The sequence below is a fragment of the Candidatus Zixiibacteriota bacterium genome (assembly GCA_035574315.1).
GTDB lineage: Bacteria > Desulfobacterota > Binatia > UBA9968 > UBA9968 > DATLYW01.
This window is the reverse complement of record DATLYW010000028.1, coordinates 92,880-107,858: the sequence shown is the minus strand read 5'-3', so window position 1 is coordinate 107,858 and position 14,979 is coordinate 92,880. Positions and strand designations below refer to the sequence as shown.

The following is a 14,979-nucleotide window of genomic DNA, read 5'->3' as shown; positions in this document are numbered from 1 at the left end:
AGAGTCGCTAATAAGCTTCCTGCAGTGCCCGCGCCAGGCGCGTGAGCATCTCTTCGAAGTCCGCCAGCGCGTTGGCGCGTGGCGATCCTCCCAGGTGGGGCGTCACGATGACGTTGCGCAGAGCGAGCAGCGGGTCGTCGGCCCGACCGGGCTCCTCGTAGTGCGTATCGAGCCCGAACCCGCCGAGCCTGCCCGAGGCGAGCGCTTCGATCAGCGCCCGGCGGTCGACGAGGTGCGGCTGCGAGACGTTGACCAGCAGCGCTCCGGGCTTCATCGCCTCGAGCTCGCGCCGGCCGATGATGCCGCGGGTCTCGGGCCCTCCAGGCAGGTGCAGGGTGACGAAATCGCTCTCGGCCAGCAGTTCGCGCAGGTTGCAATAGCGCGCCTGAAGCCGCTCCTCGTCGTCGGCATCCGCGCGCCGGCGCTGGGTGTACAAAATGCGCATGCCGAAAGCCGCCGCGCGCGCGGCGACCTCCCGGCCAATCTCGCCGAATCCGACGATCCCCAGCACGCGACCGTAAAGCGTCTTCAGTCCCGTGATCCGGCCCCAGTTTCCGTTGGGCGTGTGGGCGCGGTCGTAGCGAGTCGGGGAGTATCCCGCCGCGCGCAGCTGCTCGTCGCTCACCCGGTTCGCGGTCTCGGGGATCTTGCGGGCGAGGGCGAGGAGCAGCGCGAACGCATGCTCGGCCGTGGCGATGTTGGCGCGCCGGCGGATCGTGAGCACTCTCACGCCGGTCTGCTCGCACGCGGCGCGATCGATGCCGCGGGTGAGCGTGCCATATTTCTGGATCAGCTTCAGTGTCCCGCCCGCTGCCTGGATTTCCGCGGCGCCGACGGGCAGCCCTTCGACGACGATCACCGCCGCGCCGGGAAGACCGGCGCGGAGCTCGTCGGGATCGCGCGCCAGCCGAACCTCGGCCGGATAGAGCGGCGTCACACGGCGTCGCAACCGCTCGCACCAGCCGGCGAAGTCGGGCTCGTCGTGCTCCATGAAATGGGCGAAGGCCGCCACCCGCTCTGGCGGGGCAAGCGGATCGAGGATCACCTGAAGGAGGCGCAGGAAAGGGTCGTCCTCGACGGCCAGAATCGGGCGCGGCGGCTGAGCCATGGGGTCGAGCGCTACTCGCGTCCGGGCTCGGGATCGACTTCGAGCGCCTTCAAAAATCGGGTGAGCATGTTGTAGGCGCCGACGAGCATCGTCAGCTCGACGATCTGGCGCTCGGTGAAGTGCGCCCGGAGCCGGGCGAACACTTCGTCGGGGACCTCTACCGTGGTGGTCATCGCGTCGACGTAGGCGAGCAGCGCGCGCTCCCGCTCGCTGTAGAGCGACGGCGATCTCTCCCAGTCCGCGAGCCCCTCGACCTGTCGAGGCGTCAGACCCTCCCGCAGGGCGTACGCCGGCGCGTGGGCGCGCACGACGTAGTCGACCTTGTTGAGCAGCGCGATCCGGATCACCGCCAGCTCGCGGCACCGGCCGTCGATCTCGGTGCGCCACCGCACCGCCTGGTTGAGCTCGAACCAGGCCTCCGCGAGCGCCGGGCTGTGAAGCATCAAGCGGTAGATGTTGATCAGCCTCCCGCCGCGTGCGCCGCGGATCTTGTCGATGAGCCCGGCCAGCTCGGGACGACTCCGTTCGTCGATCGAGGAAACGCGCGCCATCGGTCCCTGCCTCGAAACCCGCCCTCTTCAGGCACCCAACCGGCGGGCGATGAAGTTCTTGACGACCTCGACGGCGCGGTCGGTTTGCGGCCCGGGCCTGGCGACCCAGCGATGCTCGCAGCCGAGGAACAGCTCGTATTCGATCTCGCCGCCGGCCTTGCGGTAGGCGGCGACGAAGCGCTCCTGAACCTCCGGCAGCACGTTGTCGTCCAGCTCTCCCTGCATGATGAGCATGGGCGGCAGCGCGACGGCTTCTCCGCGTTCGAGGATCTTCTGGGGATTGCCGTCCAGGATCGTCTCCCAGGGGTTGAAATAGATTTCGCTGTTCCGGATCAGGTTCTCGCGCTGCATCTTCTTCGCCTGCTCGTAGCGCGCGAGCGGATCGCTGATCGGAGAACGCGCCACCGCGTATCTCAGCGTCGCATCCATGGCCGGGGCTTCCGGCAGCGGCAGCGCCGCGTAGGCCGGGTGGCGCGGCCGCATGGCGCAAAGCTCGATCACGTGTCCGCCGCTCGAGCTCCCCAGGCCGCCGAGCGTGGCCGGATCGCCGTTCCACCCGGCGGCCTTCGCCTTGAGCCAGCGGATGCCGTAGTGAGCGTCGGCGACCGAAGCGGGATAGGGCGCTTCGTCGGCCAGACGCAGGTCGATCGCCACGACCAGGATGCCGCTCGCGGCCAGCCGCTCGTCCATGGGCTGGTTCGCGGTGCGGTCCTGGTCGTTCCACGCGCCGCCGTGCAGATCGATCAGCACGGGGAAAGGCCCGGCACCCTGCGGCTGGTAGATGCGCGCCATCAGCACCCGCGAAGGACAGCGCCGGAACTCGACGTCCCACGTTTTGACCTCGAATCGCCCTGCCGGATCGTAGCTCGCCGCCATGGCTCCCCTCGCTTTCGAATCTGCGAACTCGCGAACGCTCACGCCTGTTTCCCCGTCGCTAGCGCCGCCCGTAGAGCTTGTCGATGAAGCCGCTCTTGCGCATCTCGTCGACGAAGCGGAGGTCGACGAGATCCTCGGCTTTCGCCTTGCCGGCGCGCGGGTCGGCGAGCGCCTGGATCTCGAGAGTGTTTCTGAGCCCCTCCACGGTCGGGTAGGTATCGTCGACCAGCAGCTGGACGTTGGCCGCGTAGGCCCCTTCGAGCACCTCGCGGCCGAGTCCCCTGGTGTACTTTTGCATGACGCGGATCGACTCTTCCTTGTGGGTCTTGTAGTAGTGGCCGGATTCCGCGAGCGCTCGCACCACCCGGCGCACCTCGTCGGGTTTCTCGCGGATCCTTTGCCGGGTGGTCACGCTGCAGTTGAACTGGAACGGAACCTTCAGTTTGGCCATATCGATGATGACCTTGAGGCCGGCCTTCTCCGCCTGGATGCGCTCGCCGTCGGTGACGACGGTGAAGTCGGTCTGGCCGTTCAGCACGGCGGCGAGGCGGGCCGGCGCCCCGCCGACGGTCACGGCCTTGATGCTGTTGTAGGGAATCCCGACCTTCATCAGGGCCAGCCGCAGGGCGAAATCCGCCGAGGTGCCCGGGATATGGACCGCCGCCGATCGCCCTTTGAGGTCTTCCGGGGAGCGGATGCTCGCGCTCCCGACGATGAAGTAGGGCAGGGTGTTCATCTGGCTCTGGATGATCGCGATCTCGGCGCCGGCCAGTCTGGCGTTGATCACGGCGGTCCCCACCGCGCCGCTATAGCCGAGGTCGCCGGCGATGAGGCTCTGGATGCCGCGCACGCTGCCGTTGATGAAGACGAGGTCCAGATCCAGACCGTGCTTCTTGAAGATCCCCGCCTCCTTCGCGAGCCAGTAGATCACCGACGAGCTCGTGGAGTCCGAGATGTAGGCGATGTAGGTCTTAGCCTCGGCGCCGGGGGGCCTGGCCGAACCGAGCACGAGCGCCGCAACCACGCACCACGACACGAGCCTGAATCTCATTTCCGCTCCTCCTTTCCGGTGCCGCGAACCGAGTCCAGCCGATCCTTATCGCATCTCGAACCGCGCAACAAGGCTTTTCCAGCCACGCCTCCTCACTTCAGGCTGCGCCAGTTGGCGATCGCCACCCCCAGTCCCGCGAGGGCGAAGCCGGCCATGAGCAGATACATGCGGGCGTAACCCAGGGTCTCGACCGCCGCCCCCGCTATGAAGCCGCCTGCGCCGTAGCTCAGCGGATAGGCGATGGAAAAACTCGCCATGGAGCGGCCGCGATGGCGCGGGTTGGCGCGTTCCATCGCGAAGGCGAGCGTCGTCGAGCTGCCGATCGCCACGCCGAGGATGTAGAGAATTCCGCTGATCAGCAGCCCCGCGAGGCTGGAAGCGCTCACGACCAGGAGGAAGGCGAGGATCTGAAGAATGAAAGCCGAGAAGAGGGCCGTGCTCCGGCCGATGCGGTCGGAGAGGCGGCCGAGCAGCGGACGCGAGAGCATGCTCGCGGTCCCGCTCACCACGTAGAAGAAGCCGATCGATCCGAGGCCGATCTCGCGCGCATAGAGAACGATGAAGCTGTTGATCGCCGGCATCGTCAGCTGAAGGCAGAAGTGCAGCGCCGACGGCAGCAGCACGTCGCGCTCGACGAGTCCGAGCAGCGCCCGCGGCCCGGGCTCGATTTCATCGGCTTGCGTCTCCGGCTTTCCGGAGCCGACATGGCGCCGGAGCAGGGCTCCGCAGCCGGCGGAGACGGCCGCGAGGGCGGCGGCTCCGATGAAAACCGCCCGGAAGCCGCCGAACGGAGCGTCGAGCAACCACAGCGCGGCCGCCGGAAAGAGCACGGCGGCGCTGTTCTGCACGCCGCTGTAATAACCCGACGCCTCGGCCCGCCGGGAGCGCGGTGCCGCCCGCGCGAGCAACGAGTAGCCTCCGGCATTGAGCCCGGCCCAGCCGATTCCGCGCAGGCCGTTCGCGAGCATCGTGACGGCGACAAAAGGCACGAGGCAGAGGAGTACGCTCGCGGTCTGGAGCAGGTTTCCGCCGACGATGACGCGCGCCTCACCCCGGCGATCCGCCCAGTGGCCCATCAGGGGTCGGACGACAACGCTGGTAACGGCGAACGACGCGAGCACGAGCCCGACGGTGAAGGGGGTCCCTCCCAGATGGGTGATGTAGAGCGGCAAGGTCGGCAGCAGCGTGAAGTGCTGCGCATAGCCGAAGATCTGCGCGAGGCAGAGAAGCGCAAAGGCAGCCGTCCAGATCGATTCGGAAGATCTCGCCGGCATGGCTCATTCGTGTGTCTGTGACTATGGAGACGACGTATCGTAGCGGCTCGTGGCCGAGACCCGCTTCATCGGGTTCAAATGTTCAAAAGTTCCGGGGTTCGATGTGAAAACCGGAAACCGGGAACCGAAAGACGGAAATCGTTATTTTCCAGGCCGCGGCCACTTTCAGTGTGAGAATGCTCATGCCGGCCGCCCGCTCCGAGGGCATGGGGCATCCTGGGCTCAATAGCCAAGGGCCGCCGGGATGTCAAGATAAGAAACAATTGTTGAACCGCCGCGCAGGATCGACTAGATTCAAGCTGCCTGACCGCGATGTTCCCGGAGGGACGTCGGGGCGGCCGCGATCCGCCGGCGGATGGAACGTCGTGAGAGAGTCGGCGGTTCGGACGACGGAAGCAGCGCTGGCCTTGCCAAGAGGATGCGCCGAGGAGATCGCTGGAGCGAAACGCGAACGCGCGGGGCTCTCGAGCCGTGAACGCTGCAGATCGTTCGGCAGGAAAAGAAATCCAGTTCATCGTCAGCGAAGCGGCGGGCGCGGTGTCGGGGCTTCTCCTGAAGCCGGACGGCGCAAGCTCGCTGCTCGTTCTCGCGCACGGAGCGGGCGCAGGGATGCGCCACAAGTTCATGGAGGGCATGACGCGCCGACTGGCCGCGCGCGGGATCGCCGTCCTCCGGTATCAGTTTCCCTACATGGAAAGGCGCGCCAAGCGGCCCGATCCGGAATCCGTGCTGCTGGACACGGTGCGCGCCGCAATAACCACCGGGCGCAAGTGCTCGGGGGGGCTGCCGCTCTTCGCCGGCGGCAAGTCGATGGGGGGTCGCATGGCTTCGCTCGTGGCCGCGCGCGACCGACCGGAGGACGTGCGCGGGCTGATCTTCTTCGGCTATCCCTTGCACCGCGCGGGAAGACCGTCCGGCGACCGGAGCCGCCACCTGTCGGAGATCCAAACGCCGATGCTTTTCCTGCAGGGCTCGCGTGACGCGCTCGCGGATCTGAAGCTGCTCCAGCCGGTTTGCGCGGGCCTGGGAAAGCGAGCCGAGTTGTTCGTTCTCGAAGGCGGGGACCACTCCTTTCGCATGCCAAAAAGCGCCGGGCGATCCGACGAAGAGGCGCTCGATACGGCCGCCGCCAAGACCGCGTCCTGGATCGCCGCGGTGCTCGCGCGGTCCCGCTGAACTGCCACACCGCTGAACTCTGCCGTTGACACCGGCAAAGCCCATCGGTTACGCTCGGCGCGGCGTGCGGTTGAGGCACGGCAGGACCGGTTGATCCGGGCGGGGGGAAAAGCGATGAGCGCCGGAACGTGGATTGTTGCGCTGCTCGCGGCGGCGCTGGCGGCGGCCGCCGAGGCCCAGACTCCTTATTACCAGGGCAGGACCATCCGGATCGTCGTCGGCTATCAAGCCGGGGATACGCACGATCTCTGGGCGCGGACCTATTCTCGCTACATGGGAAAATATCTGCCCGGCAGTCCCGATTTCGTCGTGCAGAACATGCCGGGCGCGGGCTCCATGGTCGCCGCCAACCACATCTACAACGTGGCGAAACCCGACGGCCTGACCATGGGGCTGATCGCGCCGGGGCTCTACCTGGCGCAGATCACGGGCAACAGGGAAGTGAAGTTCGACTGGGGCAGGTTCACCTGGATCGGCACCCCGGAGCACAACGGAACCCTGTTGTTCATGCGCGCCGACGCGCCCTACCGGTCCATCGAGGACATCCGCAGAGGCAAGGAGCCGCCCAAGTGTTCGGCGACGGGGGTGGGCACGAGCGGTCACCTGATCCCGCGCCTGCTGGAGGAGACGCTCGGCCTCAAGTTTCAGCTCGTCACCGGCTACCCGGGGGGTGCGGAGCAGGATCTGGCGCTGGAGCGCGGCGAAGTGCAGTGCCGCGCGATCACCGTGGCCGCCTTCTTCGGGCGCGAGCCGTTCATCGGCTGGCACAAGAGAGGGTTCGTGCGCATCTTGATTCAAACGTCGCGCAAGCGCCATCCGAAGATTCCCGACGTGCCGACGCTCTGGGAGCATATGGAAAAGGAGAAGACGGGCGACGGCGCGCGCCGGCTGGCGACGATTGCGCTCGGCGCGGGCGGTTTCGGCTCGTGGCCGGTCGTCTCTACGCCGGGCCTTCCTCCGGACAGGGTGAAGATGCTGCGCGATGCTTACGCCAGGACGCTGCAGGACCGAGAGCTGGCCGAGGAGGCGAAGAAGCGGGGATGGGAGCTGCGGCCCGTTGCGGGAGAAGAGCTGGAGGAGCTGGCGCGGGAAGTGAGCTCCCAGCCGGCGGACGTGGTCGAGCGGATGAAAAAGCTCATGGGCCGCTGACGCGCTGGGATTCGGCGCGGTGGGGGAGGCCTGCCGCGGAGCCGCGGTCCACCCTGTTCAACCCGGATTCCGCAGTCAGTCTCGCATTGACGCGGGCCGCGACGGGCAGCGCCTTCCGGGAGCTTCACCGCGCCACGCAGGACGAGATCTACGTTCGATGAACGACGCGAGAATCGATCTCTTTCCGTTTACCGCGGAGGTGGTCGCGGCGCGCTTCGGCATGCCGGTCAAACCCACCGTCATCTTGATCCGGTGGCCGGTGGTGATCGTCTGCTGTTACCTGGTTCTCTATCCGGCGACGCCGCGAATTCCCGAGGCCGCCCTCTACGGCTTCATCGTCGCCTACATCGCTTCCAACGTGGCGCTCTATTTCGTGTCGGAGCGCCGCTTCGAGCAGGCCGCGTTCTACTCGCCTCTGGTGATCGCGGACACCGCGTTGCTCACGTTGTCGCTGGTCATCAACGGCAACGTCGAAGCCGAGTTCTACCTCACCTATTTCTTGCTCATCATCATCTGCTGCATCTTCGAGGACCCCAAGATCCTCGCCGCGATTTCCGTTCTGGCGCCGGCGGTCTACATGTTTCTGCTGTTTCGTTCGCCCCGGGATTTCCAGCCCGACGTTTTTCTGCGGCTGCCGTTCCTGTTCATCGTGGCGCTTTTTTACGGCTATTTCACGCAGCTGGTCCGCGCGCAAAGGGCGCTCAAGGAGGAGGCGGAAAAGCGCGACCAGGGAAAGAAGGAGGCGCTCGACATCGTGTCGCACGAGTTTCGAACGCCGCTCAATCTGATCAGCGGGTACGCGCAGGCGCTGAAGCGCGGCACGCTGGGCCCGGTCAATTCCGAGCAAGCCGAGGCGCTCGCCAAGATTCTCCGTCAGTCCGATAACCTGCTCTACATGGTGAACAGCATCCTCGAGCTGGCGCGCCTGGAAGCCGGCGAGCTTTCGGTGCAGCCGGAAGAGATCCCGCTGGCGGAATACCTGAACGAGATGAAGGTCGCCTACGAGGTGCCGCTTTCCAAGCCGATCCTGTTGACGTGGTCGATCCCGCCCGATCTCCCGACCATTCGCTCCGACCGGGCCAAGCTGACGGTGATCCTGCAGAACCTGATCAACAACGCGATCAAGTTCACCGACGCAGGCAACGTCTGGGTTTTCGCGCGCCACGACCGGGACAGGGGGCAGGTGGAGATCGAGGTCAGAGACACCGGGATCGGCATCCCCAGGGAAGCCCACCGATGGATCTTCGACAAGTTCCGCCAGCTCGACCCGTCTTCCACGCGCACCCGCTCGGGAGTCGGGCTCGGGCTTCACATCGTAAAGGTGTTTACCGATCTCCTGGGCGGAACCATCCGGTTGGAAAGCCATCCGCAGCGCGGCTCGGCCTTTACCATCGCTCTTCCCCTGTCGGCCCCGCCGTCCGCATGAGAACCGCCTTCGGCGGCCGTTCAAGCCGTTCGAGCCATTCAATCGCTTCGCTCCGTTCAAGCCCTTGGCGCGAAGGGCGCGGCGGAAACGCGAGACTCCGGACCCCCTGGACTCGGGACGCCGGCGAAACCGGACCAGGCCCGGCGTTCTTGGCGCGCTGAGGTTTTTCTGGTCACGGCTCGCGCTGACGCCGAGGGCCTCGAGCCTCGACCTTCGACGGAAACCGGAAACTTACGGTACCCCCGGAGGCTTGTCCTTGGGATCGTAGTATTCCTGCGTGAACTGCGGCTGGCGCTTTTCGGTGAAAGCCGCGGAGCCCTCGTCGTAGTCCTTGCTCTGGCGCAGGTGCTGGTAGAACTGGCGGTGCAGCTCGAACCCCTTTTCCCAGCCCTGAATTTCGTAGAGCAGCTTGTAGATGTACTCCTTGGTATGGGCCGCGATGAGCCGGCCGTTGCGGTTGATCGTCGCGCACAGCTCCAGACAGTCATCGATCAGGCGGTCGGGCTCGCAGATTTTTTGCACCAGGCCCAGCCGGAAAGCGGTTTCGGCGTCGATCATCTGCCCGGTGAGCGCGAACCAGAAAGCCCAGCCGGTCGGCAACTGGCAGACGTAGCTCGGCCACGCGGCCATGTGGGACCAGCGGACCTCCGAGCAGCCGAACCGGGCCGACGGGACGCAGTAGCGGATGTCGCAGGCGAGCGCGAGATTGAAGCCTCCGCCCACGGCGTAGCCGTTGATCGCCGCGACGATCGGTTTGTGCATCTCCAGGGCGCGCAGGTTGGCGTACTGGCGCGGTCCCGAGCGCGGTCCCTTCATCTCGCCGCGCGCGAACGCGAGGTTTTCCTTCAAGTCGCCGCCGACGCAAAACGAATCGGCCGTCCCCGTGAGGATGATCGTCCACACGTCGTCATCCTCCCTGGCCCGCTTCCAGGCGTCGTCGAGCGCCCAGTAGAGGTCGCGGCCGATCGCGTTCTTCTTCTCCGGCCGGTTGAGGCGGATGAGCGCGGTGTGCGGCTCCCGTTTTTCGTAGACGACGATCGGTTCGGACATGACTCCTCCTCGTGCAGGCCCCGGCGCGATCGCCGCGCCGCGCGCGCCGGTTCAGTAGAGCACTCTTTCCTCTTCGAGCCGGGCGATCTCCGCGTCGCTCAGCCCCAGCAGATTCCTCGCGATCTCGCGCGTATGCTCGCCCATGAGCGGCGCCGGGCCGCGCACCCGGCCCGGTGTTTCCGACAGGCGAACGGGGACGCCTTCGGTTACGACCTTGCCGGCTTCCGGCTCGTTCAACGCCACGAGGAACCCGGTCGCGCGGTACTGCGGGTCGCGCTCGAACTGATCCTCGACGTCCTGCACGACCGCGGCGCAGACGCCGATCGCTTGCAGCGTCTCCATCACGTGATAGGGATCGTGCCGACTCGTCCACGAGGTTACCCAGCGGTCGAGATCGTCCCTGTGGCGCACGCGCCCGAGGTGGGTCGCGAATCTCGGGTCGGGCTCGAGCCCGGCTCGTTCGAGAAGCGCGGCGAACCGTTGCCACTCGTCCTCGCGCTCGACCGAAATCACGCACCAGCGATCGTTTCCCGCGCAGCGGTAGGCGCCGTAGGGCGCCGCGACGAGGCTGTGGTTGCCCGTGGGCCGCGGCTCGGTCCCGTTGACCGAGTATTCGAGGTAGCGGGGCCCGAGCAGCGACGCGCCGATCTCGACCTGCGCGCTGTCGATCCACTGGCCGCGCCCGGTCTTCTTGCGGTGGATGAGGGCGAGCACGACGGCGAACGCGCCGGTGACGCCCCCCATGAAATCGGGGTGCTGTGTGCGCGGCTCCGCGGTCGCGGTTGTCGCGCCGGGGTAGTTCCACAGGTAGGTGGTTCCCATCGTGTTGCCGACGTTGGGGCCGTACGTGAGGTCGGCGGCGTGCGGCCCGGTGCAACCCATGCCCTTGACCCGGATCAGGATGCAGCGCGGGTTGATCTCCCTCAGCCGCGGATAATCGAGTCCCCATTTCTCGAGAACACCCAGGCCGAAGTTTTCCACCAGCACGTCCGCCTTCCGCAGAAGCTCGCGCACCAGCTCGCGCCCCTTTTCGGTCTGCATGTTGACGGTGAACGATTTCTTGCCGCGCTGGAGCTTGATGAAATCCGGCTTCTTGTTCCAGAGCGCCGGGTCCTCCCCGCGGTGGCCGTCCCCCCGGAGACGGGTTTCGCAGCGGATCACCTCGGCGCCGAACTCGCACAGTACGCGCGCAACCGTCGGGCCGGCGGCCCCGGTGGTCAGCTCGACGACCCGAATTCCCTCGAGCGGCAGTCGCGTCATCGTCAGATCACCCCCTCGGCCCGCAGGGCAACCAAGTCCTCCTTGTTCATTCCCAGCTCGCCGCAGTAGATCTCTTCGTTGTGCTCGCCGACGAGCGGAGCGGTCCGCGTCACGCGGCCCGGGCTCTCGCTCAGCCTCGGAACCGGGCCGAAGTGGAGGTACCTGCCCACGGCCGGGTGCGCCATCTCGGTAAAGATGCCGCGCGCCTTCACCTGCGGGCTGTTCATGAACTCGCCGACCGTGTTGATCGGCGTGACGCTGATGCGCCGCTTTTGTCCTTCCTCGTAAAGCTCTTCCTTGGTATGGCGCAGGCAGAATTCCGAGATCGCCTTGTGCACCGGCTCCGGGTGCCTGCGCCGGTAGGCCATCTTCTCGAATTCCGGCCCGGAAATCGACGGCGGGCGGCCCATCCAGTCGACCAGACGGCGCCACTGCTCCACGGGGATGATGAAGATGCGCGCGTAGCCGTTCTTGGTCGGATAGGGATCGTAGAGATCGGTCTCCTCGCCCTTGCGCGACGCGCGCGCCGGCTTGGCGCCGCTGTGGCTGTAGTGGGGGACGAAGTAGCCGGCGATGTGCGCCGCGCATTCGTGCATCGAGACGTCGACGTGCTGCCCCCGGCCGCTTTCCAGCCGGTGGTAGAGCGCCACCGCGATGCCGAAGGCGCCGTACGTCGAAGCCATGCCGTAGGCGATCTCGCCGGGCGGCTGCAGGGGCGGCTCTCCGGGCTCGCCCGCGAGATAGAGCAGGTTGCCCAGCGCCAGGCCGGCGATGTCGTTGGCCTTGTAGTCGCGCCAGGGGCCGCTCTGCCCGAACGGCGTGATCGAGGCGACGACGAGACCGGGATTGACCGCGCTGAGCTCGGCGTACGTAAGGCCCAGCTCGGCGCAGCGCGCCGGACGGAGCGTCTCCAGGACCACGTCGGCGCGGCGCGCGAGCTCCAAGAAGATGGCCCGCCCGTCCGGATGCGCGACGTCCAGCGTGATGCCGCGCTTGTTGGTGTTGTAGTGGAGAAAGTAGAGGCTCTTTTCGGGATGAGGCACGCCGTCCTTGAAGGGGGGGATACGCCGCGCCTCGTCGCCGCCCGGCGGCTCGACCTTGATCACGTCGGCGCCCATGTCCGCGAGCAGCTTGCCGCAATGGAAGCCGAGCGGGCCCGCGAGATCGAGAACTCGATAGCCGGTCAACGGAGGAGCTGTCTGCTCGAGATCGGTCATCGGCGGCTCGCGCCGGGCTTGCCGGCGAATCGGTGCCGCCACTGTTACTCGGATCGAGCGACCGTGTCAAGGCGCGAAGCTTTCTTGACGAGCGGGGCACGGGCCTGCTATAGGGGCGCGAGACCGCTCGCGCGCCCCGCGGCGCGGGAGAGCCGATCGTGCTGAACGGAAAGCTCCGCATCGCCCCTACCTGCTATCACGTCCTTCACCAGGTGCCGGTGAGCGTCGCGCACGAGATGAGCTATCTTTACGACGAGGGGTTGCACGACGCCGAGGGCGGGCCCGCCTACGAGCTGCTGCACGACTCGATCGTTCCTTTCGGCCTGGAAAAGCTCGGCATCTCGCAAGCGATGAAAGAGAAGTCGGTCGACATCGCGCTCGACGTTCAGTCGCGCACTGTTTTTTTCCAGCGTGCTCGGGGCGCCGATCTCTACATCATCGCGGGCTGGAGAAACCAGCACACCAACGTCTGGATCGCCCCGCCGGGCATCCGCTCCCTCGCCGATCTCAAGGGAAAGCGCGTCGGCATCAGCGACTTCAACAGCATTCGCCACTGGGCGATCCAGATTCAGCTGAAGAAAGCCGGGCTCGACCCGGAGCGCGACGTCGAGTGGGTACGGATCGGGGTCGCTCCCGTGCTGCACATGGAGGCGATCCGCAGCGGGCGTGTCGAGTGCGCCCCGGTGCCGACCTGGCGCGCCGAGGAGCTCCGGCGGGACGGTTGCAACGTTCTCGTCGCGCCGGCGGACCAGTATCCCCGGGGCCGGCCCGAGCGGGTCATCGCCGCGACGGGGCGGATCCTCGAGCAGCGGCCGGACATGGTCAAGAGCTTTCTCAAGGGCATGATCCGCTCCTACTGGTTCATCCGCGACATGCCGCGCAACCACGAGTACGTGACGCTGCTCGAAAAGAGGCTTCGCCTTTCGAGCCCCGATCCCGAGGAGCGCGATGTCGACCGCCCCGCGCGCACCGCCGTGGACCTCGAGGCGATGCCGTTCCCGATCGACGGGAAGGCCACCGGGTTCGAGGAAATGCTGCAGGAAGAAGAACGGCTCGGAGAGCTGAACTACGACGTTCCGCCGATCCGGGAGGTTTGCGCTCAGGACCTGGTGAGCGAGGCCTTTCGTGAGCTGGCGGAGCGCAAGGAGCTCGAAGCGGAATACCGCCGCGCGCGCGCCGTCGCGGAAAAATGGGGGTACTGACGCCGCCCGAACTTCGACGTCCCAGGTCGCCGGTCCAGCGCCCTCGGTGCGAGAGCCCGGTGCTCAAGCTCCCGGTTTGAAAGCTTGCGCGGCTCGAAACTCGGGACGCCGGACCCCAGACCCGAATTCTTGAAATCACCGGTCCTCCTCATCGATTTCGGCAGCACCTATACGAAGGCGGTCGCCGTGGACCCGAAAACCGCTGCCGTGCTCGGCGAAAGCCGGGTCCCCTCCACCGTCGAAAGCGACGTGGGCGAGGGACTTGTTGAAGCGCTCAGCCTCTTGCACGAACGCCACGGCGTCTTTTCACGCAGGCCCGACAGCCTCGAGGTCCTGGAAGAATGTTCGGCGCTCGCGTCGAGCAGCGCGGCGGGCGGCTTGAAAATGGCCGTCGTCGGTCTGGTTCCGGGACTGACCGTCGAGGCGGCACGCGCGGCGGCGCTCGGCGCGGGCGCCAGGCTGATCGGAGCCTGGTCGTTCAAGCTCGATGAGGCAGCGCTCGCCGAGATCGAGAGCCGGCGCCCCGATATGATCCTGCTCACCGGAGGCACCGACGGGGGCGATTCAGCGACGATCGTTCACAACGCTCGCCTCCTCGCCCGCTCTTCGCTCACCGCCCCGGTGGTCCTGGCGGGAAATCGCGCCGCCGCGGGCGAGGTCCGCAGCGCATTCGAGAGCGTCGGGAAAGAAGTCCGGGTCGTGGCCAACGTGATGCCGCGTCCGGGCATGCTCGACGTCGAGCCGGCACGGCAGGAAATCCGGCGTCTCTTCATGGAACACATCATCCGGGCGAAGGGGCTCGACCGGATCCGTCCGTGGATTTCCTCCGTGACGCCGACACCGATGGCGGTCCTCGAAGGGGCGAGAATCGCCGCCGAAGCGATCGGACGCGGCGAGCTGCTCGTCGTCGACGTCGGCGGCGCTACGACCGATGTTCACTCCGTCGGCTGGGGCAAGGCCCCCGGGCCGGGGCTGGTCGAAGCGGCTCTGCCGGAGCCGTTCGCCAAGCGCACCGTCGAAGGCGACCTCGGGATTCGGTGTAACGCCCGGACGATCGTCGAGCGCGTGGGATGGGCGGATTTCGAGGGCATGCTCCGGGCCGCTTTTCCGCAATACCCGTGGTCGCGGGAGCGGCTTGCCGCCTACGTGGATGGCGTCAGCCGCGAGACCGCGCGGCTCCCCGAGGAGCCATGGCAAGAGGCGGTGGATGCCGGTCTGGCGCGCGCAGCGGTCGATCTCGCGGTCGAGCGCCACGCGGGCCGGCGGGAGCGGATCGTCGCTCGGGAAGGCGAAGCGTGGGCCTACTACGGCAAGGACTTGAGCGAGACGCGCACGGTCGTCGGCACCGGCGGGATCTTCGTTTACAATCCATACGCAGCCTATATTCTCGGCGGGGCTCCGGACCGAAGCCGCCGCGCTCAGGTGCTGCGTCCGGCGAATCCGGAGCTCTACGCCGATTCGTCGTACCTTCTCTACGCCGCGGGCCTGCTCTCGCAAAGCCACCCCGAGGCGGCTTCGAGGATCTTTTTGAGCTCGACGAAGCGGCTGGCCCCTTTACAAGCCGGCTTGTGAATTGCGAAAAGCCGGGGTTTCTGGTTTCCGGTTCGAGGTTCGAAGTTCGGGAAGGGCGAGCGGTCAA

General features: G+C 66.8%; 13 protein-coding genes. 5 read left to right on the top strand and 8 right to left on the bottom strand.

Annotation, left to right across the window (positions count from 1 at the left end; translation table 11 throughout):
• Positions 1 to 7: 7 nt before the first annotated feature.
• From VNN77_09230 to VNN77_09210, 5 genes are all read right to left on the bottom strand, one after another.
• On the bottom strand, positions 8 to 1,108 hold the full coding sequence (locus VNN77_09230) for an NAD(P)-dependent oxidoreductase (protein ID HXG51571.1): 1,101 nt from the start codon (positions 1,106 to 1,108) through the stop codon (positions 8 to 10).
• A gap of 11 nt (positions 1,109 to 1,119) precedes the next feature.
• The gene (locus VNN77_09225; GenBank protein HXG51570.1) at positions 1,120 to 1,659 is read right to left on the bottom strand and encodes a carboxymuconolactone decarboxylase family protein; all 540 of its coding nucleotides are present in this window, start codon (positions 1,657 to 1,659) and stop codon (positions 1,120 to 1,122) included.
• A 27-nt stretch (positions 1,660 to 1,686) separates the two neighbouring features.
• Entirely contained in the window at positions 1,687 to 2,535 is an 849-nt protein-coding gene (locus VNN77_09220) for an alpha/beta hydrolase (GenBank protein ID HXG51569.1), read from the bottom strand.
• A gap of 58 nt (positions 2,536 to 2,593) precedes the next feature.
• A complete protein-coding gene (locus VNN77_09215) occupies positions 2,594 to 3,586 on the bottom strand; it encodes an ABC transporter substrate-binding protein (GenBank protein ID HXG51568.1) in 993 nt (330 codons plus the stop codon).
• 92 nt (positions 3,587 to 3,678) lie between these two features.
• Entirely contained in the window at positions 3,679 to 4,860 is a 1,182-nt protein-coding gene (locus tag VNN77_09210) for an MFS transporter (GenBank protein ID HXG51567.1), read from the bottom strand.
• Positions 4,861 to 5,331: 471 nt separating this feature from the next.
• On the opposite strand from VNN77_09210, the gene VNN77_09205 reads away from it, so the two are divergent.
• The 3 genes from VNN77_09205 to VNN77_09195 all read left to right on the top strand — a co-directional run bounded on the left by VNN77_09205 (position 5,332) and on the right by VNN77_09195 (position 8,611).
• Positions 5,332 to 6,036, top strand: coding sequence for an alpha/beta family hydrolase (locus tag VNN77_09205; protein ID HXG51566.1), 705 nt, complete (start codon positions 5,332 to 5,334; stop codon positions 6,034 to 6,036).
• A 114-nt stretch (positions 6,037 to 6,150) separates the two neighbouring features.
• The gene (locus VNN77_09200) at positions 6,151 to 7,185 is read left to right on the top strand and encodes a tripartite tricarboxylate transporter substrate binding protein (protein HXG51565.1); all 1,035 of its coding nucleotides are present in this window, start codon (positions 6,151 to 6,153) and stop codon (positions 7,183 to 7,185) included.
• Between the two features lie 157 nt (positions 7,186 to 7,342).
• Positions 7,343 to 8,611 (top strand): HAMP domain-containing sensor histidine kinase, encoded by a 1,269-nt coding sequence (locus VNN77_09195; GenBank protein HXG51564.1) that lies wholly within the window; start codon positions 7,343 to 7,345, stop codon positions 8,609 to 8,611.
• A 231-nt stretch (positions 8,612 to 8,842) separates the two neighbouring features.
• On the opposite strand, the gene VNN77_09190 is transcribed toward VNN77_09195, so the two are convergent.
• The 3 genes from VNN77_09190 to VNN77_09180 are packed head-to-tail and all read right to left on the bottom strand — an operon-like array spanning position 8,843 to position 12,138.
• Positions 8,843 to 9,661, bottom strand: a complete 819-nt coding sequence (locus tag VNN77_09190) for an enoyl-CoA hydratase/isomerase family protein (GenBank protein ID HXG51563.1) — start codon at positions 9,659 to 9,661, stop codon at positions 8,843 to 8,845.
• Between the two features lie 51 nt (positions 9,662 to 9,712).
• Positions 9,713 to 10,921 (bottom strand): CoA transferase, encoded by a 1,209-nt coding sequence (locus tag VNN77_09185; protein HXG51562.1) that lies wholly within the window; start codon positions 10,919 to 10,921, stop codon positions 9,713 to 9,715.
• Between the two features lie 2 nt (positions 10,922 to 10,923).
• Positions 10,924 to 12,138, bottom strand: a complete 1,215-nt coding sequence (locus VNN77_09180; protein ID HXG51561.1) for a CoA transferase — start codon at positions 12,136 to 12,138, stop codon at positions 10,924 to 10,926.
• A gap of 158 nt (positions 12,139 to 12,296) precedes the next feature.
• Here VNN77_09180 and VNN77_09175 point away from each other — a divergent pair, with 158 nt between their 5' ends.
• Together VNN77_09175 and glmL are read left to right on the top strand one after the other, a co-directional pair.
• On the top strand, positions 12,297 to 13,340 hold the full coding sequence (locus VNN77_09175) for an ABC transporter substrate-binding protein (protein HXG51560.1): 1,044 nt from the start codon (positions 12,297 to 12,299) through the stop codon (positions 13,338 to 13,340).
• 129 nt (positions 13,341 to 13,469) lie between these two features.
• Complete coding sequence (gene glmL, locus VNN77_09170; GenBank protein HXG51559.1) at positions 13,470 to 14,912, top strand: methylaspartate mutase accessory protein GlmL; 1,443 nt, start codon at positions 13,470 to 13,472, stop codon at positions 14,910 to 14,912.
• Positions 14,913 to 14,979: the final 67 nt, after the last annotated feature.